Annotated in this window: 22 protein-coding genes and 1 pseudogene; 4 read left to right on the forward strand and 19 right to left on the reverse strand. The window is 67.0% G+C overall.

Annotated features, from left to right (window positions below):
- Nucleotides 1-3: 3 nt before the first annotated feature.
- The 3 genes from ABT392_RS04930 to ABT392_RS04940 are packed head-to-tail and all read right to left on the reverse strand — an operon-like array spanning nucleotide 4 to nucleotide 6,503.
- A complete protein-coding gene (locus ABT392_RS04930; protein WP_395386445.1) occupies nucleotides 4-1,818 on the reverse strand; it encodes a GGDEF domain-containing protein in 1,815 nt (604 codons plus the stop codon).
- Nucleotides 1,819-1,827: 9 nt separating this feature from the next.
- A complete protein-coding gene (locus ABT392_RS04935) occupies nucleotides 1,828-4,074 on the reverse strand; it encodes a putative bifunctional diguanylate cyclase/phosphodiesterase (protein ID WP_395386444.1) in 2,247 nt (748 codons plus the stop codon).
- Nucleotides 4,071-6,503 carry a hybrid sensor histidine kinase/response regulator gene (locus ABT392_RS04940; protein ID WP_464970920.1) on the reverse strand — a complete coding sequence of 811 codons (2,433 nt, stop codon included), beginning with the start codon at nucleotides 6,501-6,503 and terminating at the stop codon, nucleotides 4,071-4,073. Before ABT392_RS04940 ends, ABT392_RS04935 begins: the two co-directional genes overlap by 4 nt.
- A 125-nt stretch (nucleotides 6,504-6,628) precedes the next feature.
- Between ABT392_RS04940 and ABT392_RS04945 the strand changes: the two genes are divergently transcribed.
- The gene (locus tag ABT392_RS04945) at nucleotides 6,629-8,248 is read left to right on the forward strand and encodes a sensor histidine kinase (protein ID WP_395386442.1); all 1,620 of its coding nucleotides are present in this window, start codon (nucleotides 6,629-6,631) and stop codon (nucleotides 8,246-8,248) included.
- Here ABT392_RS04945 and ABT392_RS04950 read toward each other — a convergent pair.
- The 15 genes and pseudogenes from ABT392_RS04950 to flgB form a co-directional block, all read right to left on the reverse strand.
- Nucleotides 8,232-8,819, reverse strand: a complete 588-nt coding sequence (locus tag ABT392_RS04950; RefSeq protein WP_395386441.1) for an ANTAR domain-containing response regulator — start codon at nucleotides 8,817-8,819, stop codon at nucleotides 8,232-8,234. The genes ABT392_RS04945 and ABT392_RS04950 overlap by 17 nt on opposite strands.
- A gap of 25 nt (nucleotides 8,820-8,844) precedes the next feature.
- The gene (locus ABT392_RS04955; RefSeq protein ID WP_464970979.1) at nucleotides 8,845-9,861 is read right to left on the reverse strand and encodes a sensor histidine kinase; all 1,017 of its coding nucleotides are present in this window, start codon (nucleotides 9,859-9,861) and stop codon (nucleotides 8,845-8,847) included.
- Between the two features lie 99 nt (nucleotides 9,862-9,960).
- Nucleotides 9,961-11,820: pseudogene (locus ABT392_RS04960) on the reverse strand (PAS domain-containing protein); the annotation flags it as partial.
- Nucleotides 11,821-11,833: 13 nt separating this feature from the next.
- Nucleotides 11,834-13,033, reverse strand: coding sequence for an EAL and HDOD domain-containing protein (locus tag ABT392_RS04965; protein ID WP_334277327.1), 1,200 nt, complete (start codon nucleotides 13,031-13,033; stop codon nucleotides 11,834-11,836).
- A gap of 99 nt (nucleotides 13,034-13,132) precedes the next feature.
- Nucleotides 13,133-14,341: a flagellar hook-associated protein FlgL gene (flgL, locus tag ABT392_RS04970; RefSeq protein WP_334277326.1), complete on the reverse strand. Its 1,209-nt coding sequence runs from the start codon at nucleotides 14,339-14,341 to the stop codon at nucleotides 13,133-13,135.
- Nucleotides 14,342-14,355: 14 nt separating this feature from the next.
- A complete protein-coding gene (gene flgK / locus ABT392_RS04975) occupies nucleotides 14,356-16,353 on the reverse strand; it encodes a flagellar hook-associated protein FlgK (RefSeq protein WP_334277325.1) in 1,998 nt (665 codons plus the stop codon).
- A gap of 17 nt (nucleotides 16,354-16,370) precedes the next feature.
- Nucleotides 16,371-17,261 (reverse strand): glucosaminidase domain-containing protein, encoded by an 891-nt coding sequence (locus ABT392_RS04980; RefSeq protein ID WP_334277324.1) that lies wholly within the window; start codon nucleotides 17,259-17,261, stop codon nucleotides 16,371-16,373.
- A 2-nt stretch (nucleotides 17,262-17,263) separates the two neighbouring features.
- A complete protein-coding gene (locus tag ABT392_RS04985; RefSeq protein ID WP_334277323.1) occupies nucleotides 17,264-18,400 on the reverse strand; it encodes a flagellar basal body P-ring protein FlgI in 1,137 nt (378 codons plus the stop codon).
- 43 nt (nucleotides 18,401-18,443) lie between these two features.
- Entirely contained in the window at nucleotides 18,444-19,118 is a 675-nt protein-coding gene (locus tag ABT392_RS04990; RefSeq protein ID WP_334277322.1) for a flagellar basal body L-ring protein FlgH, read from the reverse strand.
- 12 nt (nucleotides 19,119-19,130) lie between these two features.
- Nucleotides 19,131-19,913: a flagellar basal-body rod protein FlgG gene (gene flgG / locus ABT392_RS04995; RefSeq protein ID WP_334277321.1), complete on the reverse strand. Its 783-nt coding sequence runs from the start codon at nucleotides 19,911-19,913 to the stop codon at nucleotides 19,131-19,133.
- 11 nt (nucleotides 19,914-19,924) lie between these two features.
- Nucleotides 19,925-20,650: a flagellar basal-body rod protein FlgF gene (gene flgF / locus ABT392_RS05000; protein ID WP_334277320.1), complete on the reverse strand. Its 726-nt coding sequence runs from the start codon at nucleotides 20,648-20,650 to the stop codon at nucleotides 19,925-19,927.
- 22 nt (nucleotides 20,651-20,672) lie between these two features.
- A complete protein-coding gene (gene flgE, locus ABT392_RS05005; RefSeq protein ID WP_334277319.1) occupies nucleotides 20,673-22,067 on the reverse strand; it encodes a flagellar hook protein FlgE in 1,395 nt (464 codons plus the stop codon).
- A 48-nt stretch (nucleotides 22,068-22,115) separates the two neighbouring features.
- Nucleotides 22,116-22,754 (reverse strand): flagellar hook assembly protein FlgD, encoded by a 639-nt coding sequence (locus ABT392_RS05010; RefSeq protein ID WP_395386440.1) that lies wholly within the window; start codon nucleotides 22,752-22,754, stop codon nucleotides 22,116-22,118.
- Nucleotides 22,755-22,764: 10 nt separating this feature from the next.
- Nucleotides 22,765-23,175: a flagellar basal body rod protein FlgC gene (gene flgC / locus ABT392_RS05015; protein WP_334277317.1), complete on the reverse strand. Its 411-nt coding sequence runs from the start codon at nucleotides 23,173-23,175 to the stop codon at nucleotides 22,765-22,767.
- A gap of 13 nt (nucleotides 23,176-23,188) precedes the next feature.
- Nucleotides 23,189-23,590 carry a flagellar basal body rod protein FlgB gene (gene flgB / locus ABT392_RS05020; RefSeq protein ID WP_334277316.1) on the reverse strand — a complete coding sequence of 134 codons (402 nt, stop codon included), beginning with the start codon at nucleotides 23,588-23,590 and terminating at the stop codon, nucleotides 23,189-23,191.
- 161 nt (nucleotides 23,591-23,751) lie between these two features.
- Here flgB and flgA point away from each other — a divergent pair, with 161 nt between their 5' ends.
- From flgA to ABT392_RS05035, 3 genes are all read left to right on the forward strand, one after another.
- Nucleotides 23,752-24,459, forward strand: coding sequence for a flagellar basal body P-ring formation chaperone FlgA (gene flgA, locus ABT392_RS05025; protein WP_334277315.1), 708 nt, complete (start codon nucleotides 23,752-23,754; stop codon nucleotides 24,457-24,459).
- A gap of 151 nt (nucleotides 24,460-24,610) precedes the next feature.
- A complete protein-coding gene (gene flgM, locus ABT392_RS05030; protein WP_395386439.1) occupies nucleotides 24,611-24,922 on the forward strand; it encodes a flagellar biosynthesis anti-sigma factor FlgM in 312 nt (103 codons plus the stop codon).
- A gap of 52 nt (nucleotides 24,923-24,974) precedes the next feature.
- Nucleotides 24,975-25,385 carry a hypothetical protein gene (locus ABT392_RS05035; RefSeq protein WP_395386438.1) on the forward strand — a complete coding sequence of 137 codons (411 nt, stop codon included), beginning with the start codon at nucleotides 24,975-24,977 and terminating at the stop codon, nucleotides 25,383-25,385.
- A 51-nt stretch (nucleotides 25,386-25,436) separates the two neighbouring features.
- On the opposite strand, the gene ABT392_RS05040 is transcribed toward ABT392_RS05035, so the two are convergent.
- Nucleotides 25,437-25,868 (reverse strand): DUF1841 family protein, encoded by a 432-nt coding sequence (locus ABT392_RS05040; RefSeq protein WP_334277312.1) that lies wholly within the window; start codon nucleotides 25,866-25,868, stop codon nucleotides 25,437-25,439.
- Nucleotides 25,869-25,881: the final 13 nt, after the last annotated feature.

A 25,881-nucleotide genomic window follows, 5' to 3' on the forward strand; every position in this document is an offset into this window, starting at 1 on the left:
GCGCTACTCGGCCACGCATGCCCGGTTCTTGCCGGTGTGCTTGGCTTGGTAGAGGGCCTCGTCGGCGCGGTCGAGTGCGACCTCCAGGGTCTCGCCCTGGCGATAGAGCGTGACGCCGGCCGAGAAGGTCACGAAGACCTGCTGGCCTTCATGCATGAAGAGGCTGGCCGAGAGTGAACGCTGCAGGCGCGTCAGCACCTGCACGGCTTCATCGATCGGCGTGCGCGGCAGGAGCAGCACGAACTCCTCGCCGCCATAGCGGGCCACCAGGTCGCCCGGGCGCAGCAGCTCGGTGCAACGGGCCGCCAGAGCCACCAGGGCCTGGTCGCCCGCGGCATGTCCCAGCGTGTCGTTGAGCTTCTTGAAATTGTCGATGTCGAGCAAGGCCAGCGACAGGTGCGTGCCTTCGCGTTCGAACTTGGCCTGCTCGGTGCTGAAGCTGGCGATCAGGCCGCGGCGGTTTGCAATCTTGGTCAACTGGTCGGTCTGCACCTCGGCGGAAAGCCGGCGCAGCTCGTCTTCCAGCGCATCGACCTTCTTGCTCAGCTCGCTGGCGCGCGAATGCTCGTCGCTCAAGCGGCCCTGGGTCTGCTTGACCAGGGCCTGGACGGTGCGCGACTCCTCGACCATCTCGCGCACCACACCGGCCAGGCTCTCCAGCGAATCGGCCTTCTCGATCACCTCGGCATAGCGGCCGACGCTGTCCTGGAAGCGGTCGGTGTGCTGGCCCAGCTCGCCGAGTTCCTCTAGCATCTTGTGGATCAGCGTCTTGAGCGAATCGCGGGCCTTGCTGCGCTCCTCGCGTATCACCTTCTGGCGCTCACGCGTGCCGCTCAGCAGTTCGCCCACCGAGCGCACGCCGCGCGCCGACAGCCCCTGCGAGAGCTGGTTGTTCATGGCTTCGCATTGCCCCTGGGCCCAGGAGTCGTCTTCGGCCAGTTCGGCCAGGCTGGCCGTGAGCTCGCGCACCAGGCCGCCCAGTTCGCCGAACAGATGGGCGCGGTGGTCCAGCATCAGGCGGGCACGCTGGCACAGCGATTCCATCTCTCTCGCTTCGGCTTCGTTGACGCTGCCGCCTTGCAGGCGGCCATGGGCCTGGTCCAGCTCGAGCATCAGGAGCTTGGCACGCTCATCTTCGATCTTCAAGGCATGCTGAACGGTGCTGTGCAGGCTGCCGGCCACATCGGGCCAGCGGCCATTGCCGCTCGCGGGCAGCAAGGTCTCGAGGCTGCCACTGGCGCTTGTCGGCGCCGGCTCCTGCTGCATCTCGTCTTCAGTGAAGAACTGACTGGGCGTGCCGCCTTCGCTGTCATCCACTGCGGTGTCGACCGAGCCACCGCTGGCATCGCTGTCCCAGCTCGCGACCAGTTGGCGCAAGCGCGCGAGCAGGCGCTGGAAGTCGCTGCGATTGGTTTCCAGCACGCGCTGCAGCCCGTCCTTCTTGCGCGCCACGGTCCAGGATTTGCCACCGCGCTCCAGGCCTCGCACCAGGCGCTCCAGGAGGATGGCGAGCGACTCCGCCTGCGCGCCCGAACTTTCACTCTGAGCCAGCTTCTCCAGGCGGCGCAGAGCGTCGTCCCAGCGGCCTTCGCGTGTGGCGGTGCCAATCTCGAGCCGGGCCTGCGCTTCATGCACGCCCTGGGTCAGCAAGCGCGACAGCAGCCGCTCGACCTTTTCGGGCAATGCATCGCTGGCGCCCTGCGATTCGCCGGATTCAGCCGCATAGGCGCGGGCATAGTTCTCCGGCGTGGGTTCCAGCTTGTCGAGGGCCAGTTGGCGGAAGGCGGCCTTGGCTATCTGGGCCGGAGCTTGTTTCATGCGCGGGTCCTAGCGCTGGCCCGCCGGGCGAGCCAGGTCGTTGACGGGGTCGGGGGTCGGCCCCTCCAGGCTGGCCTGGCCAATCCAGGGTGCCTTGCGGGGCAGCACCGTGTTGGCCAGCCACTGCTCCAGTTCATCTGGCGGCAAGGGCTTGCTGAACAGGAAGCCCTGCATCAGCGAGCAGCCCAGCCGGTGCAGCACTTCCATCTGGCGCAGCGTTTCCACGCCTTCGGCAATCACTCGCAAGCCCAGCGAACGGGCCAGCGCAATGATGGCCGTGACCACGGCCGAGCTCTGCGGCGTGATGCCCAGGTCGCGCACGAAGCTGCGGTCGATCTTGACTTCGGAGATCGGCAGCGTCGTCAGGTAGGCGAGCGAGGAATATCCGGTGCCGAAGTCGTCGATGGAAATTTCCACGCCGACTTCGTTCAGGCGGTGCAGCGCGGGAATCACGTTCTGCAGGTCCTTCATCAGGCCTGTTTCAGTGATCTCGAGCTGGATGGCGCGGTGCGGCACGCCGTAGCTGCTGACGCACTGATGGATGTGCTCCACCAGGTCGGAGCGTTCGAACAGGCGGTTCGGCAAATTGACGGCGATGGAATCGGCAAAGCCGAAGTTCAGTTGCCAGACCTTGGCCTGTCGGGCTGCCTCGCGCAAGGCCCATTCGGACAGCGGCACGATCAGGCCGCTTTCCTCGGCCAGCGGAATGAACTCGCCCGGCGGCACCAGCTTGTCGCCGCGCTTCCAGCGCATCAGCGCTTCGGCGCCGACCATGCGGGCCGAGCGCACATCGACCTTGGGCTGGTAGTGCAGGACGATTTCGTCCCGCTCGATGGCCTTGTGCAGTGCGGACTCCAGCTCCAGCTTCTCGCGGCCGCGGCCGGCCAGCTGCGGCGTGTAGAGCGCCGAGGCATTGCGGCCCTGGTTCTTGACCGCGTACATGGCCACGTCGGAATTGCGCAGCAGGTCGGCCATGCTCATGCCGTCGCGCGGATAGATGGCAATGCCCACGCTGGCGGTGACGAAACATTCCTGGCCGGCGATGAAGAAGGGCTCGCGCATGGCCTCCAGCACGCGGTCTGCCACGCGCTCGGCATCGCGCTCGTCGACGATCTCGGGCAGCAGGGCCACGAACTCGTCCCCGCCCAGGCGACCCACGGCCTCCAGGGAGCGGTGCGAACGCGAGCCCACGGCTTCCAGCATGCCTTCCATCACCTGGTCGGAATGGCGCACGCAGCGGCGCAGGCGGCGGCCCACTTCCATCAGCAGCTCGTCGCCTGCGGCATGGCCCAGCGTGTCGTTGATGATCTTGAAACGGTCCAGGTCGATCAGCAGCAAGCCCACTTCATGGCCGCTGCGGCGAGCCTGGTCGATGGCTCGTTCGGCGCGCCAGATCAGCTGGTGGCGATTGGGCAGGCCGGTGAGGGCATCGAAGTTGGCCAGCTGGCGGATCTTGTCTTCGGCCAGGCGGCGGTCGGTCACGTCCTGCAGCACGCCGGTATAGCCGCTGGAATTGCCATGTTCGTTGAACTCGGGCTCGGCTTCGATGTGGATGACGCGCTGGCGGCCGTCCAGCAGCGTCACCGGCAGGTCTGTGACGAGAACCGAGTTGTGGGCCAGCACGTCGCGCAGCAGGCGCAGGAACTGGGTCCGCTCGTCGGTGGGCACCATGCGCATCGCGCCGATGAAATCGAGGGTCTCGGTCGGGCTCTTGCCGAACACGCGCAAGGCCTCGGCCGCGGGCATGAAGTCGCCGGAATCACGGTGCCATTCGAAGCTGCCCATGCGCGCCAGGTCTTGTGCGCGGGCCAATCTGGCCTTGCTGCGCTCCAGCTCGATGCGGGTGCGTGAGCTGCGCAGGAGATAGCGCAAGCGGCCGGCCAGAAGGCTCCACTGGTTGGACTTGACGAAGAAGTCGGTCGCGCCCACCTGGTAGGCGCGGTTGATCGAGGCCTCGTCGTCCAGGCCGGTCAGCATCAGCACCGGTATCGATTCGAAGCCGGGCAGCTCGCGCAGGCGCACGCAGGTTTCGAAGCCGTCGAGCTCGGGCATCAAGGCGTCGAGCACGATCACGTCGGGGCTCCACTCCGCCATCATGCGCAGGGCCTGTTCACCGCCGCTGGCTTCCGTGATGTCAAAGCCACGCTCGCGCAAGGCAATCGCCGTCAGGAGGAGATTGACCTCGTCATCGTCGACCAGCAGCACGCGCGGCTGCTCGGGCAGGTCGTCGTCGAGCTGGGAGCCCAGTGCAGTCATGAAGCAGTTGTCAGCAGTTGATCCAAGGCCGAACGCACCGCCTCGATTTCGGCAAGCATCGCGTCCAGCAGGCCTTCCAGGCCTTCGGTCTGGCCCGTGCGGGCCAGCGCCTCTATTTCAGCACAGCGTTGGGCCAGTGCCAGCGCGCCGAGGCTGGCAGACGAACTTTTCAGCGTATGGGCCACATGGCGGATGCCTCCCAGGTCCAGGCCGGCGGCGCGGGCCTGGGCCAGTTCGGGCAGCAATCGCTCCAGCGACTTCATGTAGGCCTGGATCACCCGCTTGAGCAGCTGGTTGTTGCCGCTGGGGTCCAGCTCGCGCAGACGTGCCAGGGCCTGCGCGTCCAGCTGCGCGCTCGCGCCGGTTTCATTCGGTGGGTTGGGTGCTGTCGCCATGGCTGGATGTTCTGGTGAATCTCCCGGGACCGCCGGCAGGCGGCGCTTCAGCATGTCCAGCAGCTGGTTGCGACGCAGCGGCTTGGACAGATAGTCATCGAATCCGTGTTGCAGCAGCCGGCGTTCATCCCCATCCAGCGCATTGGCTGTCACCGCCACCACCGGCGTGCCCGGCGGCGTGCGGAACGGGAAGCGCTCGCTCGGGCCCTTGCGGAACCAGCTCAAGGCTTCCATGCCATCCATGCCAGGCATGTGGATGTCCATCAGCACCAGGTCGTAGCGCTCCTCGCACAGGGCCTGCAGGCCGAGCAGTGCATCAGCACGCACATCGACCCGGTAGCCCAGCTGAAGCAGCATCTCGCGCAAAACCTCCTGGTTGACCGCATTGTCTTCGACCACCAGGATGGCATGTGCAGGCGAATCGCCCAGCGCGCCAGGCTGGGTTGCCGTGCTTTCCGTCACGCCTGTGGCGCTCTCGGCGACATGCAGCGGCAGGCTGAAGAAGAAGCGCGAGCCATGGCCGGGCTGGCTCTCGGCGCCGATCTCGCCGCCCATCAGCTCCACCAGCTGCCGCGCCGTGGCCAGGCCCATGCCGGCGCCGCCATGCGGTCTGGACAGGCTGGAGTCGCCAGGCGTGAAGGCCTTGAAGAGCTTGGGCAGGGCATCGCCCGGGATGCCTTCGCCGCTGTCGACCACCTCGAACAGCAAGCGCTGCACGGTGCCGCCCTGCAGCCCGATATTGAGCGCCACGCGACCCTGGTGGGTGAACTTGATTGCGTTGTCCAGCAGCGCCTGCAAGACCTGCTGCAGGCGCTCGGCATCGCCATGGGCGCGCTCGGGCAACAGGGCGCTGAGCCGCAAGTCCAGATGCAGGCCCTTGGCCTCGGCCCGCGGGCGCAACTGCGCATGCAGGCGCTCCGCCAGCGCGGTCAGCTCGAATTCCTCGGCCTGCAATGCCAGCTGGCCGGCCGAGGCGCGGGCAAAGTCCAGCACGTTGTCGAGCAGCTTGTTGAGGCCTTCGGCGCTGCGGTAGGCCGTCTCCGCGTAGTGGCGCTGCAGGCCATCGAGCCGCGTGCCCAGCAGCAGCTCGGTCATGCCCAGCATGCCGTTCATCGGGGTGCGCAGCTCGTGGCTCATCGTGGTCATGAAGGCGCTCTTGGCGCGGCTGGCGGTCTCGGCGGCATCGCGGGCGCGCTGCAGCTCGCGATGGCGCTCATGCTCTTCGGTCACGTCGGCCAGGATGGCGTAGACCAGGGATTCGCTCTGGCCATGCGCCTGCAAGCGCGTGCGCAGGCGCACCCAGCGCAGGCCCCGGCTGGGATGCTGGACGCGCAGCACCAGGTCGCTCGGCTCTCCTTGGGCTTGCGCCAGCAGGCGGCGGTCGTAGAGCGCGCGGTCGTCCGGATGGATGCGTTCGCGTATCAGCTGGGGTCCCTGGCGCAGGTCCAGGCTGTTCAGGCCAAGCGTATCCAACAACAGCGGCGAAGCGAAATGCAGGCGATCCCATTCAGGTGTGGTGACGAACAGGCATTCGCGCACTGCATCGGTGACTTCACGGAAGCGCGTGTCGCTCTCGCGCAGCGCTCGCTCCAGCTGGCGCTTGGGGCCGAGGTCGGAGAGCGTGAGCATGCCCACGGGTTTGCGCAGGCCGCTCCAGGCCAGCACGCTGCGCTGCAGAAGCAGATTGCGATTGCCCGCTGGCGTGGCCAGCGTCAATTCCTCGCGGGCACTGCGGCGGCCATGGGCGAGGGCCAGCCAGCGTGCAGGCTGGCAAAGCGCGGCCAGGGCGGGCTCCAGCGCTTGCGCGACGGTGCGGCCCAGGACCTGCGGCCGGCGCAGCCCCAGCAGGCGCTCGGCTTCGCGGTTCAGGTGCAGCACCCTGGCCTGGGCGGTGTCGATCAGCAGCTGGCCCAGAGGCAATTGATCCGCCAGCAATTGCAGGTCCGCCAGGCTCAGGCTGGCGGGCAATTGGGGCAGGGCCTCGGGGCCTTCGGATGTGTCAGACGCCGGCGGCTGCTGGTCTGGCGCGGTCATGGATGGGGGAGGAATCAAGCGATTGATGAGCCAGGATGGCCCAGTCTAGCCGGGGCGAGCCTCCTCGGGTTATCGGCAGGTGCCCGAGGGGCTTGAGAAGTGCGCGCGCTCCTACAATGCCCGCGATGAACAGCCTCAGCGATGCCAGTGCCGCGTTGCGCCGCCCACCGTGGTGGGCCTTCGGCTTGGCGCTGTCGATAGCCGTAGTCGCGGCGCTGCTCTGGCTGGTGCTCGCCGAGCCGCAGCGCTCGCAACAGGGCCAGGTCTTGCTGACCTTGCTGCTCAGCAGTGTGCTGGTGGTGCTGATGACGGCGGTGGGCTGGCATGTCGGCGTGCGCCTGACACGCCAGCGCTATGCCGAAGCCTTGCGTGAGGCACGCATCCATGCGCAGGCACTCGTTCATCTGCAACCCGATTGGCAATGGCAGACCGATGCCCAGCACCATCTCGTTCGCTGGCAGGCGCCGCTGGGCGCGCCGGCCTCTTCATGGGTGGGTGCCACGGCCACGCAGTCGCTGTGGGAACGCTTCGAGTTGCCCGAACTCGGCAGTGGCAGCTCCGGCGCCAGCCTGCGCCAGCGCCTCGACGAGCAGGCGCCGTTTGGCGAGCTGGAAGTCGCCGGCCAGATCGACGGTGGCGCGGCCGCGCAGTTCTCGGGCCGCTGGCTCTTGCGCGCCCAGGTCTGCCTCGATGCCAGTGGCCGCTTCTGCGGCTACCTCGGCACGGCACGCCAGGTGCCGGCCCAGCAACCCAGCCGGCTCGACTGGCTGCGTGCCATGCCCGGCCCGGCCTTGCTCGTTGAAGCGAATGAAGCCCCGAGGCTGGTCGACCTGAATTCGGCCGCGGCCGAGTGGCTGGGCCAGCGTGAGTCTGCAGTGCGCGGTGGCGCCTGGATCGACGCGCAACGCGGTCTGGACGCCCAGGCCAAGGAAGCCCTGCGCAAGGGCGAGGGCCAGGTCGGCGACTGGGTCTTCGGCTGGCGGGTGCTGAGCCCGGGCCTGCGGCTGCTCACGCTGTGGCCTCTGCCGGCGGGTTCGCTGGCCGGCCAGGCCGCGATGGAGGCAGCCGAGGCCGCGCGGGCCGATCATGAGGCCTTCAGCTACACGGTCTCGCACGACCTGCGCGCGCCGCTGCGCGTGGTCGAAGGCTTCAGCCGCATCCTGAAAGAGGACTACGGCCGCGCGCTGGACCGCATCGGCACCGACCATCTCGACCGCGTGATGGGCGCTGCCGCCCGCATGAACAGCATGATCGATTCGCTGCTGTCCCTGAGCGCCTTGTCCAGCCAGCCCCTGTCGCGCCAGCCGGTCAACCTGTCTCAGGTGGCGAGCTTCGTCTGCGAGGACCTGCGCCGCAGCGCGCCTGAGCGCGAGGTCGCGCTGACCATTGCGCCCGACATGAGCGTGCACGGCGACCCGACGCTCTTGCGCATGGTGCTCGAGAACCTGCTGGGCAATGCCTGGAAGTACAGCGGCAAATGTGAGAAGGCCGAAGTGCGTTTCGAGACGGTGATCGACCAGGGCCAGCGCGTCTTCGTCGTGGCCGACAACGGTGCCGGCTTCGACATGCGTTTTGCGGACCGCCTGTTCGGGGTGTTCCAGCGCCTGCACAGCGCCAGCGATTTCCAGGGCACCGGCGTGGGCCTGGCCTCGGTGCGGCGCATCGTGCGCCGCCATGGGGGCGAGATCTGGGCCGAGTCCGAAGTGGGGCGCGGCGCGCGCTTCTACTTCACGCTGGCCGACTAGCCGCCAGCAGCTCCACCGCCTCCACGAGGCGCTGGGCCTGATCGTCCAGTGAACGCTGCTCGCTCTCAGCCAGGGCCTGAAGTTGCGTGCGCGCTTCCTGGCGCGAGAGCGAATAGCGGTGCATCAGGACGCCGAGGGCCGTCGCGATGATTTCCCTGCCGTCCGTCGGCGCTGCAGCCGGACGCGGCGTGTTGCTGCCGGCCTTGATGTTGGCAAACGCGGACTCGACGGCCGGCACGATCTGGTGGATGTCCAGCGGCTTGACCAGATAGGCCACGGCGCCGAGTTCCTTGACCTGGGTGAGCGTCGCTTCGTCGGCAAAGGCCGACAGGAACATGAAGGGTGTCTGCAAGGACTGGCGCAGGTACTCGGCCACGTCGAAGCCCGACATGCCTTCCATGCGGATGTCCAGCAGCGCCAGCTCGGGGCGGTGCTCGCGCGCCAGCAGGATGGCATCGTCGCCGTTGTCGGCGTCGATCACCTCGTAGCCGGCTTGCGACAGGCCATGGACCACCGTCGCCAGCACCAGCCGGTCGTCGTCCACCACCAGAATCTTGCCCTTGCTTGTCACCGTTGCGGTCCTTTTCTCTCTGGAATCATAGGGGAAGCAGGAAGCTCAGGCCCGGCGGGCGCAGCTCGACCTGGCAGACCACTTCCTCACCCTGCTGTTCCAGGCTCAGCCGGGCGCTGCGCCGCGGCAGCAAGGCGCGCACCAGGCCCAGGCCCGAGACGCCGCCGCGCAGCTGTGCGAGATCGAATCCGGGCGGCAGCGAGCCCCGGTTGCGAATCTCGATCAACACATGGTCGGCCTCGCAAACCACCGTGCAATGCAGGCCATCGGCCGGGCCATGCTTGACCGCATTGGTCAGCAGTTCATTGAGCGACAGAGCAATCGGAATCGACTCGGCCTCGGGCAGCGACCATTGATGCACCTGCTCGGCCTGCGGGCCGGTCACGGCCAGGTGGATGACCCTGCCAAACGTTCGTTGCACCGAACCGGTGATCGACTCCACCACGCGGCGCAGCCGCAAAGGCCCGGTGCTGCCGACCTGCAGCCCATAGACCTGGGCGATGGCCTGGACCTGGCCCACCGCTTCGTTGATGACGCCCGCCACCTCGGGGCGCCGCGCCGCGATCTGTTGCAGGAGCCCGGCCACGCCTTGCAGATTGTTCTTGATGCGATGGTGTACCTCGCGCACCAGCAGTTCGCGCTGCGCGATGGCTGCTTCCAGGCGCGCGGCCTCGGCGGCGCGCTGCGAGGTCACGTCGCTGGCAACCAGCAGCAACTGCTCCGGGCTGCCGTCGCTCAGATCCACGAGATGCGTGTAGCGGGCGTCCCAGATGCGCATCTCGCCGTGCAGCGAGAGCTCGTAGTCGCGCTGGGTCACCTCGCCCGAGCTGCGCGCTGCCAGCATGTCGGCGCGAATGTGGCCGCCGCGCTCGGGCCCGAACAGCTCCTCTGGCGAGCAGCCCAGCAGCTCGGCTTCGGGCCGGCCGGCCAGCGCGGCCGCGGCCTGGTTGATCTGTTCGATGCGCAGCGTGCCGGCATCGAAGAGGCCGATCGCCAGCGGCGCCGTCTCGATGATGCGGCGCAGCGAGGCCTGGGCCTGCAGCGTTTGCGCCTCGGCCTGGCGGCGCCGCTCGACATCCAGCAGCGCATAGGTGAGCTGCCGACCCTGCGTGCCTTGGCCGGTGCTCACCACATTGCCGAATACCCAGAACACCCGGCCGTCGCGCGCCTGCAATTGGCATTCGAAGTTCTCGGCCTCGCCTTCCGCCAGTTGCTCAAGCCAGCTGCTGCGGCGGAATGGATGCTTCGGGTCGCTGGTGGCCACCACGCTGATCGGTGCGCCGGCGAAATTGACCAGGTCGCCACCGAACATGCGGCGGGCCGAGCGGTTCATCCATTCGATGCCCGTGCTGCCCACGGTGACGATGCCGGCCTGCACCGAATCGAGCACCGCACGCTCGCGCTCCAGTGCCAGTTCGCGCTCCTGCAGGAGCGCCTGCAGCTGCGTCTGCTGGGTTTTCAGGCGGCTGATGTCGCTGATCACCACAATCGTTTCGGGCTCGCTCGGTTCATGGCCGAGGGCCGGCCGCACGCGGCGCAGGCTCAGCGCCAGCCAGCGCTGCGATTCGCCCGTGGGCTGGAACTCGGCCTCGAAGGCCTCCTGCGGGTCGAGCGAGGGCAGGGCGGCCGTCAGCTCGCGGCCCAGCGTCGGCAGGCCGGCGAACAACTCGGCCACCGGCGTGCCGGCGCTGGCAGCGCGCGGCTGCAGGTCCAGCATCTGGGCAAAGCCGGGATTGCAGCGCACCAGGCGCTCGCCGCGCAGATAGGCCATGCCCAGGCCCGAGCTGTCCATGATGGTGGTCAGCTCGCGCAGCAGTTGCTCGTTGCGTGTCTGCGCCTGGTGGCGCGCCGTCACGTCCAGCGTCACCACCGACAGCGTCTGCTGACCCGAGGCCAGGGCGCCAGGCTCGACGCGGGTCAGCAGCCAGCGCTGCCCGAGCTCCGGGTGGCGAACGGCGTACTCGACCTCCAGCCGCTCGCCCTTCTTCAAGGCCTGTTGCAGCTTCTCGAATTCGGGCAGCGATTCGGGCTCGACGATGTCGCGGCCCACGCCCTGCAGGCCGGCCAGCGGATGGCTGCTACCGCCGCCGCTGTCCTTGGCGGACGTGCGCGGCCGCAGCCAGCCGGCATCCTGCTGGAAGGTGGCCAGGCCGACGCCGGCGGTGTCCATCAGGGCATCGAGCTGCTGATGCGCCAGGTCGCGCTCCTGTTCGGCCGTTCGGTCCAGCAGCACGGCCATGTAGCGCTGTGCGGTACCGGCCTGGCGCTGCACCTGCGCCTGCAGCCAGCGCGTGCGGCCGCTGGTGTCGACCAGGCTGGCCTGCGTCTGCAAGGCCTGCGTTCCCTGCAGGGCCGGCAGCATGCGGCCGCGTTGCCAGCCCAGGAGATTCTGGATGGCGGCGGGTGTTTCGTGCAGGGTGCTGGGCGAGCCCGGCATCAGCGCTGCGAAGCTGGCGTTGCAGCGCAAGAGCAGGCCGCCGGCTTCGAACAGCACCATCGGCTGCGGGCTCAGCGCCAGCCATTGATCGATTTCGTCGTAGGCGCGCTCGGCCTGCTCGCGGCTGGACTCCAGCGCAGGTTCGGCATGCTGAGGCGCCATCGGCTTGACTGCTGCCTTGCGCGCCTTGCGGGGCCGGGCCACTTCCGGCTGGGCTTGCAAGAGCCATCTCGCCGGGTCGCCGGGCTGCGGCTCCTGGCTCGCCAGGCTGACATGGGCGCAGCTGCCGTTGCGCAGCTGTACCGAGGGTGCCGCCGGCATCCGCCGGCCTTCAGCATGGGCCTGGACCGCCAGTCGCAGCCAGTCCAGCAGCTTGGTTCCGGTGGCGGTGAGCAGGCCGTGCAGTTCGCCGCCGACCTGCAGCTCCAATTGCAGGACCGCTGCCTCGTTGGCCTCCAGCACCTGTAGCGAGGCGTCCAGCAGCAGCATGGGCTCGACGGCCGCGGCCATGAGGCTGCGCAGGGCGGTCGGATCTTGAGGCAGCAGGGTCAGTTGCGAGGGCATTGGCGCCCGGTGCTCATTCGAGTTGGGAGGCCTTGGCCAGTGCGCGCATCACGCCGTCATTGATTTCCTGGGCACCGAGCATCAGCTGGTCGGCGGCACTGCGAAAGTCGAAGGCCGACTCATGCTCAATGGCCTTCACCAGCTCCAGATAGGGCTGGTACGGGCCGCTTTCATCGACCAGCGCCTGGCGCACGCGTTCAGGCATGGGGATGGCTTCGAGCAGCTTGGCGAAGGGCTGCTTGAGCATGTGGTCGAGGAAGGAGAACAGGCCGCAGATGAACATCTCGTCGCGCATGTCGGACTCGTCCATGCCCCGGGCCAGCTCTTCCATGATCAGGCCTCGGCGCAAGGCGCCGAACATGATGGGACGCATGCTGTGGTCCTTGCTCGCTGTCGCCAGCAGAAGGGCCAGCCAGCGCTTCAGGCGTGCGTAGCCGAGCAGCATGATCGCGTGCTTGAAGGAGCTGACCTCGACCGGCAGGCCGAAGGCGGCGGAGTTCATGTAGCGCAGCAGCTTGAAGGCCAGCGTCGGGTCGCGCTGCAGCGTGCGCTCGAGCTTGTCGCTGTCTTCGCCCTGGTCGAGCTGGGCCATCAGTTGCACGATGATCTGCAGGTCGCTGTGCATCTCCACCTTGGCCGGCGCGCCGGCCGGCGGCTCGTACGGGCCTTGCATCGGCCAGCCGAGCACGGCGGCGGCATTGCGCTTGAAGACCTCCAGGATGTCGGCATCGCTGCGCACGCCGGACACCAGCTTGGGAATGCCAGGCCAGGGCGGGGTGCCATCGCCGCCGCGTTCATCGTCGAGATCGAGCAGCGAATGGTTGAAGCAGGCCTGCAGCTCCGCGGTGATGGGCTGCAGGGGCCGGCCCTTCAAGACCAGCTTGCCACCGCGCGCACGCACCCCGGCCAGTGCCGCAGCATGGGCCGGGTCGCTGGCCATGAAGGCGGGCAGCTCGATCAGGAGATTCTTGGGCGCCGGTGTCTGCAGGAGCTCGGTCAGCAGGCTTTCGCTGACCGCGTTGAGCACCACGGTCTTGCCGCCTTCGGGCCAGGCTTGGGCCAGGGCCGTGATCAGTTCGGCGGCGTCCAGGCGCAAGTCCGGACGCAGGGGGAATACCGTCAGCCGGGTTGCGACAACCTGATGCTGGCGATCAATCATCGGGGCATAGCCCAGGGCCACCGAACCCCAGATTGCGAAACTGCTGCTGCTCATCGAATTTCTCAGGTAAACATTGGGCCGCAGCCGAGTTTACCTAAGGCCTCAGCGGGCGCAGCACAAGAGTGGCAGCCAAATGCAACGCCGGGTGGAACTTCAGCGGATGTAGTCGAACAGCGTCATGCGCTGTACGGTCGCATAGGTCTTCAGCGCTGCGTCGTAGCCGCTTTGCTGGTTCTGGAAATCCGAGATGCCCTGGATCATGTCCAGGTCCTCGGCCGAGGAGCGTTCGGACTGGTTGTACTGCTTGAGCGCGGCCATGCGGCCTTCCGTGCCGTCCAGGTTGTTCAGCTGTTCGCCGACCTGGCTGCGCACGTTCTGCATGTTGCTGATCAGCGAGTCGAGGTCGCGCAGCCGCCCCGAGTTGCTCTGGGTGATCTCGATATTGCTGCGCGAGCCGGTGAACAGTTCGCTGATCGCCCGGTCGAGCACGTCGAAGAGCTTCAGGTCGCTGGTCGAGGGCCGGATCTCGAACTGGTCGCCGTCCACCACGCTGCCCGAGAGCGACACGGCGATGCCGTCGAAGGTGAGGCTCTGGCCAGGCAGGTAGGGACCGCTGGCGACGCTGGCACCCAGCGTCACGTCCACGACGTTGTAGGTGGCGGCCGGGTGGTCGCCGGTGATCTGGACCTGGTAGCCGTGGCCGGTCAGCAGGGTGGCGTCGGTCACGCGGCCGGAATCGATCCAGCCCTTGGGTGCGGCACCGGTCGTCAGGTTGGGCATCGGCTCGGTCTCGAAGGTGCCGTTGCCGGTGCGGGCCTGCTCCCAGGTGCGGCGGCCGTCCACCGTGAGCGGGAAGTTGTCGAAGTTGCCGGTCTGCACCGAACCAGGGGTGCCATTGAAGCGCACGCCACCGGCCTGGTCGACAAACGGCGGGCTGGCCGAGCCCTGGCCCGAAAACAGAAAGCCGCCCGCGCCATCGGGCCGGTTGGCAATGCCCAGGAGCTGCGAGCGCAGGCCCTTGAGCTTGTTCGCGAGGCCTTGGCGCTCGGCATCGGTGTAGCTGAAGTTGCCGGCGGCGAGCATGGTCTCCCGGGCCTGTTGCAAGAGCTCGGTGGCGTCCCCCAGGGCTGCTTCACTGAGCGTCATGCCGTTGCGGCTGGCTTCCAGGGCGCGCTGGTTGGCGTCCACACGGCCGATCGCCGCCATGGCGCGCTCTGCACGCGCGGCGCCGGTTGGGTCGTCGCTGGCCAGCAGCACGCGCTTGCCCGAGGTCAGCCTCTGCTGCGCGATCGACATGCTTTCCTGGCGTTGCTGCAGGTTGGCAATGCTCGCATCAAACATGTTGGCGGTGCTGATTCTCATGATGTCTTCCTTCCTCAGCCGCCGAGCTTGAGCAGTTCGTCAAAGATGGTCTGGGCCGTCTGCAGCACCTTGGCCGCGGCCTGGTAGCCCTGCTGGTACTGCATCAGTCGCGCGGCTTCCTCGTCGATATTGACGCCGGCCTGGCCGGCGCGCGTGGCTTCAGCGCTGCTGGCCACGCTGGTCGAGACATTGCTGAGGTATTGCGCACCCTGCACCCGGGAGGCGATGTCGGTCATCGCCGTGGCGTAGGCGTCCGAGGGTGTGCTGCCGGCGCGCACGCTGCCATCGGGCTGGGGCGTGCGTCCGATGAAGGTCTCGGTCTGGATGTTCAGGAAGGCCTTGGCATTGGCGTTGTTGCTGCCCGGGAACTGCGTGATGCCCGTGGTGATCACGTCGTTCTCGCGAGGCACGCCGTTCAGGCGCAGCTCGAAGCCGAGGTCGATGCCCGATGCGGGCTCGTTGCCGATCTTGGAGCCGGGTCGCCACTTGCCGGGCAGCACCGAACCATCGGCCATGGTGATCGTGTAGTTGACGCTGGCGTCCGCAGGATCGACCGCGCCGAACAGCACCGTCATCGGCTGCTTGGTGGCGTCGTACTTGCTGTTGACGACATAGAGCGACTCGACCGTGGCCGTGCCGGTGTTGTCGACATTGGTCACCGCGGTGATCGGCGCGGCAGCCGCGATGCCATTGGTGCTGTCGAGGGCCCGCTTCATCGTCACCGCAGCCTGGGCCAGCGGTTCGACCAGGAAGCTGTCGTCGGCCGTCATCGGCAAGCCGCTGGCAGTGACCCTGAAACCGTACTGAGCTTCGATCTGCGTGGCACTGAGCGCGACGGTGACGCCGCCCGGGCGGGTCGTCATCAGATACTGGTCAGGCACGCCGCTCGGGTCGGCCTTGAACACATAGCTTTCGGGACGCAGGCGAGTGGCGTCGACAACGCTGACGGTCAGCATCGACTGATAGGTGCCGTCCGGGTTGCGCGCATTGGTCGATGCGGGCAAGGTCACTGGGTCGGCATAGCTGAAGATCGGCGAGCCCGATCCCGGTGGCGTCGACTGGTCCAGGCCCAGCGCCTGCTGATCGTTGACGCGCTTGGCAAAGCCCACGGCCAGCTGGCCCACGAGGTTGCGGGCGTCCTGCAAGTCCTGGTTCTGGTAGCGCAGCAGCGAGGTGATCGAACCACCGGTCAGCACGCTCTCGTCGAGCTTGCGGCTGCCGTTGGACTCGGTGATGCTCAATTGCACTCGCGTGCCGTCATAGGTGTCGGGCTGCAGGCCCAGCTCCTGGGAAATCGAACCGAGCACCAGGCGCTGGCCACCGCCGATGAAGACGCCCATGGTGCCGTCTTCTGAGGGCAGGGTGGTGACAGCGACGTACTCGCTCAGTCGCGAGATCAATTGATCGCGTTGGTCCAGCAGGTCGTTCGAGGTGTGGCCGGAGCCGGTGGTGCGGGCGATCTGGTCGTTGGCCGCACCGATCTGCTTGGCCAGCTGGTTGACCACATTGATATTGGCGCGCAGGTCGCTGACGATGCCCGACTGCAGATCGGCCAGTTGCTGGCCGGTGCTGCTGTAGCGCGAGGCCAGTTCCTGGGCGCGGCCCAGCACCACCTGGCGGGCCGAGGGGTCGCTCGGGCGGCTGGCCACGTCGACCATGGCATTGAGGAACTGGTTGGCGGCGGCGCCCAGGCCCTGGTCGCCCGGGGGAAAGAGCTTCTCCAGCTGCTGCAGATTGGTCAGCCGGGTCGAGTCCATGAAGGCCTGCGACTTGGCGGCGGCGGCGTCCTTGGTCAGGAAGGCGTTGTACGAGCGCGTGACCGTCTCGACGTTGACGCCCTTGCCGAAGAAGCCCGAGCCGGTGAACTGGCCTTCCGGCGTGGTCAGCGTGACCTGCTGGCGCGAATAGCCGGGCGTGTTCGCATTGGCGATGTTCTGGCCGATGGTGGTGAGCGCCGCCTGGTTGGCGAACATCGCCCGCATGCCCAGGGACAAGAGCGCGGAGGTTCCCATCGCCTAGCCCCTTTCCTTCAGGCCAGGGCGCGCTGCACGCGCACCGTGGTATTGATCACCCGGGCCAGCTTGCTGGCGTATTCGGGATCGGTGGCGTAGCCGGCCTTCTGCAGGCCCTGGGCAAAGCGCTCGGCACCGCCAGGACTGCTGATGCCGGTGCTGGCGCTTGCCTGCTGAGTCTGCTGGGCCTGGGCCACGACCTGAGCATAGCGCTGGTTGCTGCCGAGCAGCTGGCCGTAGTCCTTGAAGGCGGCCTCGTAGCTGTCGTAGGCGCGGAACTTTGCCACGACTTTCTGTGCCCGTCCGTCCACGAACTCTGTGGTCTTCACCTCGACCGTCTTGCCGGTCCAGTTGGCGCCGGCCTTGATGCCGAAGACGTTGAAGGAATTCGTGCCGTCCTTGGCCACGATCTCGCGCTTGCCCCAGCCCGACTCATGCGCGGCCTGCGCGATCATGAAGCTGGCCGGAATGCCGGTGGCCGCGGAGGCCGCCTTGGCGGCGCTGTCGTGCTTCTGGATGAACTCCTGCACATGGGGCGCGATGTTCTTCCTGGTCAGCGTGGGCAAGGCGGCCGGCTTGGCTGTGTCGGCCTTGTCGGTCTTGTCTGGCGTGATTCCCATCTGGCGCTGCAGCTGCCTGGTGATCGCATCGGACAGGCCGCCGGGCAGGCCGGTCATCTTGCTGGCGAACTGGGTATCCAGCATCTCGGTACCGAGCTGCGTGGCCGAGTTCTCCATGAGGCCCGAGGACATCGTGGCGGCGCGCATGCTCTTCATCACTTCCTGCATGAAGAGCGCTTCGAACTGCTTGGCAGCCTCGCGCACCGACGACTTGGGGTCGCGCGCGGCCGCAGCGCGCAGCGCCTCGATCGAGCGGTTGTCGGTATTGGCGATGGGGCTGCTGGACATGATCAGATCACTTCAAGTTCGGCGTTCAAGGCGCCGGCACTCTTGATCGCCTGCAGGATGGCCAGCAGGTCCTGCGGGGTTGCGCCAAGCGCGTTCAGGGCATTGACCACGTCGCTCAGCTTGGTGCCGGCCGGCAGGCGCACCAGCGCGCCGGGCTCCTGCTTGATCGCGATATCGGTCTTCTCTGCCACCGTGGTCTGGCCGCTGGACAGCGGGCCCGGCTGGCTGATGATGGGCGTGGAGCTGATGGTCACCGACAGGCTGCCATGCGCGACGGCGCAGGCGGACAGCTGTACGGCCTGGTTCATCACGACCGAGCCGGTGCGGGCATTGATGACCACGCGGGCGGCCGGTTCGGCCAGCTCCAGCGGCAGGTTTTCCACATCGGCCAGGAAGTTGACGCGGTCATCGGCGCCCATGGGTACCTTGACGCGCACCACGCGGCCGTCGAGCGCCTGCGCGACGCCGTCGCCCTTGGCCCGGTTGATCGCTCGAGCCACGGCGCGCGCGGTGGCGTAGTCGGAGGCATTCAGGTCGAGCTGGATGGTTTCGCCGCTTTGCAGCGCGCTCTGCACCGCACGTTCAACCAGCGCGCCGCTCGGGATGCGGCCAGCGCTCAAGTGATTGATCTGCACCTTGGAGCCGCCCGCCGAAGCACCGGCGCCAGCGACGATCAGGTTGCCCTGGGCAATCGCGTAGACCTGGCCGTCGGCACCGCGCAGGGGCGTGGTCACCAGCGTGCCGCCGCGCAGGCTCTTGGCATTGCCGATGGAAGAGACATTGATGTCCAGCTGCTGGCCAGGCTGCGCGAACGGCGGCAGGTTGGCCGTGACCATCACTGCGGCGATATTGCGCGGCTGCATCTGCACGCCTTGCGGCAGGATGACGCCGAACTGCTGCAGCATGGCGCTGAGGCTCTGTCCGGTGAAGGGGGCCTGGGTGGTCTGGTCGCCGGTGCCGTCCAGACCCACGATCAGGCCGTAGCCGACCAGCGGGTTGCTGCGCACGCCCTGCACGGCGGCCACTTCCTTGATGCGCGCGGCATCGGCTTGCAGCGGCAAACTCAGCAGGCCAGCGAGCAAGCCCAGGCCGAGGCAGGTGTGCAGCAGATTTTGAAGGGCTTGGGCGGGGGCTTGCATGACGGCAGCAGGGAGGGGTCCTGTCTGCCGATTCTGAAGAAACTTAAGTGGGCCAAAGATTCAAGAAGAACCTGGATAGCCAGCCTATTCCGTGCGCATCGGCGGTGGCACCGCGGCCGCGCTGCTCGATCCGCACATTGGCGATCGAGGCGGACGGCACGGTATTGCCCTGGGCGATGGCGCGCGGGTCGACCTGGCCAGAAAAGCGCAGCACGTCGACGTTGTGATTGACGCCGATCTGCTTCTCGCCGGTGATCATCAGGTGCCCATTGGGCAGCACCGCCGTGACCACGGCCGTGATCGTGCCCGAGAACTCGTTGTTGTTCTGGTTGGCGCCCTTGCCGGTGGACTTGTTCGCCGACGTGGCGCCGGCCGTGGCGCGGCCGAAGGAGTTGGGTGCGATGCCGGGCAGGGCGGTGATGCCGGCCGACAGCGCGCCGTCCTTGCTCAGCTCGCTGGTCGAGCTCTGGCTGGCCGAGACGCGCTCGACGATCTGCACCGTCAGGGTGTCGCCGACCAGGCGGGCCCGGTGGTCTTCGAACAGTGGGCGGTAGCTGTTCGCCTGGTAGATCGAGCCATTGGCCGGGCCGGCTGGCGGCAGGGCCGGCATGTTCACGACCGGGGTCGACTGCAGTTCCACATGCGGCTGCGTGTAGAGGGCGCCACAGGCGCTCAGCAGGGGTGCGGTGGCAGCGAGCAGCAGCAGGCGGGTTTTCATGGCAACACTCCTTCAGATCTGCGCGAGCTTCTGCAGCATCTGGTCCGAGGTCTGCACGGCCTTGGAGTTGAGCTCGTAGGCGCGCTGTGTCTGGATCATCTGCACCAGCTCTTCGACCACGTTGACGTTCGATGTCTCGACGAATCCCTGCTGCAGCGCGCCGATGCCGTTGGCGTTCGGTGCGCCGGCATTGGGTGTGCCGGAAGAGGCGGTTTCCGAGAACAGGTTCTGGCCGCGTGGCTCCAGGCCGGCCGGATTGACGAAGGTCGCCAGCTGGATCTGCCCCACCGTCTGCGGCGTGGCCTGGCCGGGCACCGTCACGCTGACCGTGCCGTCCTGGCCGATGGACAGGCTCAGGGCATTGGCCGGCACGGTGATGCCGGGCAGCACCGTGTTGCCATTGCTGGTGACGATCTGGCCATTGGCGTCGAGCTGGAAGGCGCCGTCGCGGGTGTAGGCCGTGGTGCCGTCGGGCATCTGGATCTGGAAGAAGCCATTGCCCTTCACGGCCAGGTCCAGGTTGTTGCCGGTCTGCTGCAGGTTGCCCTGGCTGAAATTGCGCGAGGTGGCGACCGGGCGCACGCCCAGGCCGACCTGCAGGCCGGTGGGCAACTGCGTCTGCTCGGTGCTGTTGGCACCGCTCTGGCGCAGGTTTTGATAGATCAGGTCCTCGAACACGGCATGCGAACGCTTGAAGCCGTTCGTCGCGACGTTGGCGAGGTTGTGCGAGATGGTGTCCAGCTGGGTCTGCTGGGCCTCCATGCCGGTCTTGGCGATCCAGAGTGATCGAATCATGGCGGGCTTTCTTAAGTGGTTCCGAGCAGCTTGGCCGACTGCTGGCCTTGCGTCTGGGCAATCTGCAAGAGCTTCATCTGCTGTTCGAACTGACGCGAGGCCGCGATCATGGCGACCATGGTTTCAACCGGGCTGACATTGGAGCCTTCCAGCGCACCGTCCTGCAGCCGTGCATTCGGGTCGGCCGGCAGGTCGCCGTCGGCGGCGCGAAACAGGCCGTCGGTACCCCGCGTCAGCGGGCCTTCCGAGGTGACCAGCTTCAGCCGCCCGATGGCCGTGGGCCGGCCGGTCGGGCCTTGGGCAGAGATGGTGCCGTCGCTGCCGATGATCAGCTCGCTGTTGGGTGGCACGGTGATCGGGCCGCCATCGCCCATCACCTGCAGGCCGTTGCGCTGCACCAGCAGGCCTTCTGCGTTCACGTCCAGCGCGCCAGCGCGGGTGTAGGCCTCGGTGCCGTCCGCTGCCTGCACGGCCAGCCAGGCCTTGTCCTTCATCGCCACATCCAGGTTGCGGCCGGTGGGCGTGATCGCGCCGGGGTCGGCGTTGTAGCCGATGGTGGTTTCCAGTGCATAGGCGCGGGTGCTGGCGCCGTCGCCGCGCACCGGCACCGCCCGAAACGCGGCGAGTTCGGCGCGGAAACCGTTGGTCGAGACATTGGCCAGGTTGTTGGCGAGCACGTCCTGGCGCTGCATCGAGGCCTTGGCCCCGGCCATCGACAGATAGATCATGCGGTCCATGACGTGCTCCTAGGTCTCAGGATCAGCGCAGGTTCACCAGCGTCTGCAGCACCGAGTCCAGCGTCTTGATCGACTGGGCATTGGCCTGGTAGACGCGCTGGGCGGTGACCATGTTCACCAGCTCGGCGGTCAGGTCGATGTTGGACTCTTCCAGTGCGCCGGGCTGCAAGACGCCCAGGTTGCCATCGCCAGGCACGCCGACGACAGGTTCACCCGAGGTATTGGTGCGGCCCCAGACGTTGCCGCCCTGGGGCTGCAGACCCTGGTTGTTGCGGAACGAGGCCAGCTCGACCTGGCCGGCCGGCTTGGACTCGCCGTTGGAATAGCGGGCGGTGACGATGCCGTTCTTCTCGACCACGATGCCGGTCAATTGACCCGGTGCGTAGCCGTTCTGCGTCAGGTCGGTCACGCCGAAGCTGGCACCGTTCTCGGTCGCGCCGGTGATGTCGAACTCGATGCCAACCAGGGTCGGACTCGGCGCCAGCGGGTCGTCGTAAGGGATGGGCAGCGTGGCCGCGCCAGCGGCATTGGTGCCGGCCGGGATGCGCAGGTCCAGCTTGATGCCCGGGCCTGGCACGACAGGCACGCCGCCCGTCGGTGCGAACTTGATCTGCGTGTAGGGCGTGGTCGGGTTGTTGTTGGCGTCCAGCGTGATCGCGGCGCCCGCAGAGTCGAGCTGCACCGGCGTGCCATTGGCCGTGACGTAGAGGTTCCAGACGTCGTAGCCGGTGCCCGCTTCGGGGTTGTTGGCCTTCTGGAAATACATGGTCACCGCCACCGGCTGACCCTTGGCGTCATAGGCCGTCATCGAGGTGGCGTTGTTGTAGCTACTCGGGTCGTTCAAGGTGATGCCCAGCGTGTCGACCTTGGAGGTCGGGTCGGCCGGGTCGGACAGCACATAGGGCGCGGTGGACTTGGCGCGCGAATCCAGGTTGAACTCCATGCCGATGGTGGTTGTCGGCTTGGGCTCGATGCCCTTGGTCGGCAGCGACAGCGGCTGGGCCAGGCCCGGCTGGATCTTGCCGTTGCCGTCCGCCGGATAGCCCAGCAGCTTCAGGCTGCCGTTGTTGACGATATTGCCGTCCCGGTCGACCTTGAACTGGCCGTTTCGGCTGTAGACGGTCGGGCTCTTGCCGTCGCTCAGCTGGAAGAAGCCGCCACCGTTGATGGCCAGGTCCATCGAGCTTTCGGTGATGGTGATGTTGCCCTGCGTGAACTGCTGGGCCACGGCCGCCAGCTGCGTACCGATACCGATGTTGCTGGCGCCGCCACCGCTCAGGCTGGCCGCGTACAGGTCGGCAAATTCGACGCGCGAGGACTTGGAGCCATAGGTGTTGGCATTGGCAATGTTGTTGCCGATCACCTCGAGGTTCTTGCTCGAGGCGTTCAATCCGGAGAGACCTTGCTGGAAGCCCATGGTGTGTCGTCCTTGCTGGAGAAGTGGGGGTGGCCGTGTTCGGATCGATCAGTCGATCGTCACGACCTTGCTGTAGTCAACGCTGCCAAGCGTGGCCAGTTCCAGCGTCGCCTTGGAGCCGCTGATGTTGATGGCCTCGACCTTGTCACGCGAGTAGGTGGTGGTGCTGACCACGGCGCTGCCGCTGGTGGCCGTGATGCGGAAGTTCAGGCTGGCGTTGCCTCCGGCCTTGGACATCGGCCATTCGAAGTTCTGCAGGCCCTTGCTCTGTGCGCCGAGCTCCACCGTGTCGACGACGGCGCCGGCAGGGCTCAGCACTTCGAGCTTGACGCGGTCGGCCGGGCCGGCGAGCTCGTAGGCACCGCTGGCGTTCTCGGTGCCGAACTGAAGACGGTTGCCTTCGATGGTCACGTCGCGGCCGATCAGCGAGGCGCTCTGCAGCGCCTGAGTCTGCGCGAACTGGCTGGACAGGTTCTTGATGCTGGTGTCCAGCGTGCTGATGCCCGACACGGTCTGGATCTGCGCCATCTGGCTGGTCACCTGGGCGTTGTCCATCGGGTTCATCGGATCCTGGTTCTGCATCTGCGCAACCAGCAGCTTCAGGAAGCGGTCCTGCGTGTCCTGCGCGTTCTTGCTGGCCGCGGCGGTGCCGTTGCCGGTGGTGTTGACGATTGAGCCGACGTCCATGCGCTACTCCTCAGCTCTGGCCGAGCTGCAAGGTCTTGAGCAGCAGGTTCTTGGCCGTGCTCATGACTTCGATGTTGTTCTGGTAGGAACGCGAGGCCGAGATCATGTTGACCATCTCTTCCACCGTGTTCACATTGCTGTAGGTCACATAGCCTTCGGCATCGGCCTGCGGATGCTTGGGATCGTGCACGCGGCGGCCGGGCGTCTGGTCCTCGCTGATGTTGGCGACCTTGACGCCGGCGGCGCCCGGGTCGTTGTTCAGGAGCATGGTCTGGAACACCGTCTGGCGCGCCTTGTAGGCCTGGCCATCGGGGCCGGCCACGGTGTCGGCATTGGCCAGGTTGCTGGCCACGGTGTTGAGCCGCTGGCTTTGCGCGCTGACCGCGCTGCCGGAGACGCTGAAGATCTGGAACATCGACATGGCCGTCTCCTAATCAGGAAGCGTTGTGCGACTTCATCGCGTCCAGCGCGGTACGCACGCTGCCGTTGATGAAGCGCAGGGTGGCTTCGTACTTCACAGAGTTGTCGGCGAAATTGGCGCGCTCGCGGTCCATGTCCACCGTGTTGCTGTCCAGATTGGTCTGGGCCGGCAGTGAGTACTTCTGCTGCAGCTCGTGACGGGCGCTGAACAGCGGCTTGAACGGCGCCGCAGTGCCTCCCGTCGTCTGCTGCGCGGCCGTCGCTTCGCGCAGCGCGCGGGCGAAATCGAAGTCCTTCGCCTGGTAGCCCGGGGTGTCGGCGTTGGCGATATTGCTGGCGAGCAGACGCTGGCGCTCCGACCGCAAGGTCAGCGCCTCGGTCTGGAAATTCAGCATGTCGGTCAGTCGGTTCAGCATGGCAGGCCTCCACTGGAGTCCGTTCGGGTTCTTGGGCGTCTTACAGCTGCGCTTGGACAGGATTGTGTTGGCCGGCCCCGAAAACTTGAGGCGGAAAAGAGCTTGGATTGCTGCGCATTTCCCGCCCTGTCGGCCCTGCGTCGCGCTCTAAAGTCACGGCCATGATTCAAAACGCCTTGCTCCGTCTTGCCTGCGCGCTGCTGCTTTTGCCAGCAGCGGCAGCCCTGGCCGAGCCGGGCCTGGACGCCGCCGTGCTCAAGCGCGTGCAAGAGCTGGCCGAGACGGCCGCGCGCGCTGCCGCGCCGCCGCAAGCCCGGGTGGAGGTGCTGCTGGGCCAGCTCAATCCGCGCCTGAAGCTGGCGCCCTGCGAGCAGGTGGAACCCTATATGCCCGCCGGCCACTCGGCCTGGGGCAGCAGCCGCATCGGCTTGCGCTGCCTGAAGGGCGCGACGCGCTGGAACGTCAGCCTGCCGATGCAGGTGCAGGTATTTGCCAAGGTGCTGGTGGCTGCCACGCCTCTGCCGGGCGGCACGGTCATCGCTCAAGATCAGCTGCAAATGGCCGAAGTTGATATCGCGACTCAGGGCGGCTCGGTGTTCACCGATGCCGCGCTGCTGGCTGGCCGCACCCTGGTCCGCCCCCTGGCGGCCGGCGAAGCGCCGCGCAGCAGCCATCTCAAGTCGCGCCAGTGGTTTGCTGCTGGCGAGACGGTCAAGGTCGTGGCCATGGGCGGTGGCTATGCCATCAGCGGCGAAGGTCAGGCGCTGCAGGCCGGGTTGGAAGGGCAGGAGGTGCGCGTTCGCTTTGAGAACGGTCGCATCATCACGGGCCGTCCGGTCGGCGAGCGTCGGGTCGAGGTGCTGTTATGACACAAATGCATGCTGGGCAGGCCGGGCAGGTGAAATCCTGCGCGTTTGCCGTAGTTGCCCTGCACCGAAATTCCTCAAGTCCTGTCAGAGTCTGTCGATACAGCGGTGAACCGACGTGCTCGAGCCGCGGCCCGAGCTCCTGGAGATGATCATGAAAATCGCTAACAGCCCTGACAGCAAGCTGCCCCAGACCGGCGCGGAGAAGGCCATCGAGGCCCCGCGTCCAGCCAAGTCCGAGACGGTCAAGAAGGCCCCCGAAGCCAGTGCCAAGGTGGAACTGTCCAATGCGGCAGCCGCGCTCGGCACGCAGGGAATCGACGATGGCAGCTTCGACGCGGCCAAGGTGCAACGCATCTCACAAGCGATTTCCGAAGGCAAGTTCACCATCAATGCCCAGGCAATTGCCGACAAGCTGATCTCGAACGCCCAGGAACTGGTGGGCCGCAGCCAGCCCTCGCACTGAAGTTCAGCCCCTGACTCTGGAATCGAAAGACATGGAACAGGCCGGATCAGCAATGCAACAGGCGACGCCCATCGCGGCTGCTGGCTTGGTGCCGGTCATGCCGGAAATCGAGCTGGAAGGCCCGCTGGTCGAGGTGGAAGCCTGCCTGAGCGCGCTGGGCGAGGCTCTGCTTCGCCGCGACAGCGCTGCGGTCGAGCAGCACGCCAGCCGCCTCCAGCAGGTGTTGCAGCAAGCCATTGCCAGCTTCGGTGAAGCCGCCCGTGCGGGTGGCGTGCCGCCTCAACTGCGTCACCGCCTGGTGGCCGCCGGTGGCCGCGTGGCCGCCCAGCGCGAAACGCTGGCTCGCGCCACCGCGGCGCTGGACCGGGCGATGGACGTGCTGATGCCCGCTGAGCCGACTGGCCTGTATGGCGCCAGCGGCAAGGCCGAACGCAAGTCTTACGGCGGGTTCTTCCAGGCCTGAGATTTCCGGGCCGGAGTCAACAGAAGCCACCTTGCGGTGGCTTTTTGCTTCCTAGCTCGTGGCCTTGCGTCTCACGCAATCCAGGTACTGATGCCCGTCCGGCGGCAGGCCGCTGCGCTGCGAGGCCCAGATCATCTCGCCCAGGCAGTCCATCGCTGCGTGCTGGGCTTCGTGCATGGAGTTGCGCCTGGCGGCCAGCAGCTCGACGGCCTGGCGGATGCCGGTGGGCTGGTCGATGGACAGCTGCTCGGTGATGGTCAGATGCATGGACAGATGCAGGAAGGGGTTGGTCTTGCCTTCCTCGACCGTGTAGACGGTGTTGACCGCCAGCTCCTCGTCGGCCAGCAGGTCGAAGTACTCGGGATGCTGCTCGATCCAGCTGGCGGCCAGCGCTTCCATCGGGATCAGGGGCTGCTTGTCGCGGATCTTGCGGTAGGTGGCGCAGAAAAAGCGACGCACCTCGATTTGGGAGGGGGCAAACATGGGCTGGATTGTC

It is taken from the genome of Paucibacter sp. JuS9, assembly GCF_044043925.2.
GTDB lineage: Bacteria > Pseudomonadota > Gammaproteobacteria > Burkholderiales > Burkholderiaceae_C > JAUASW01.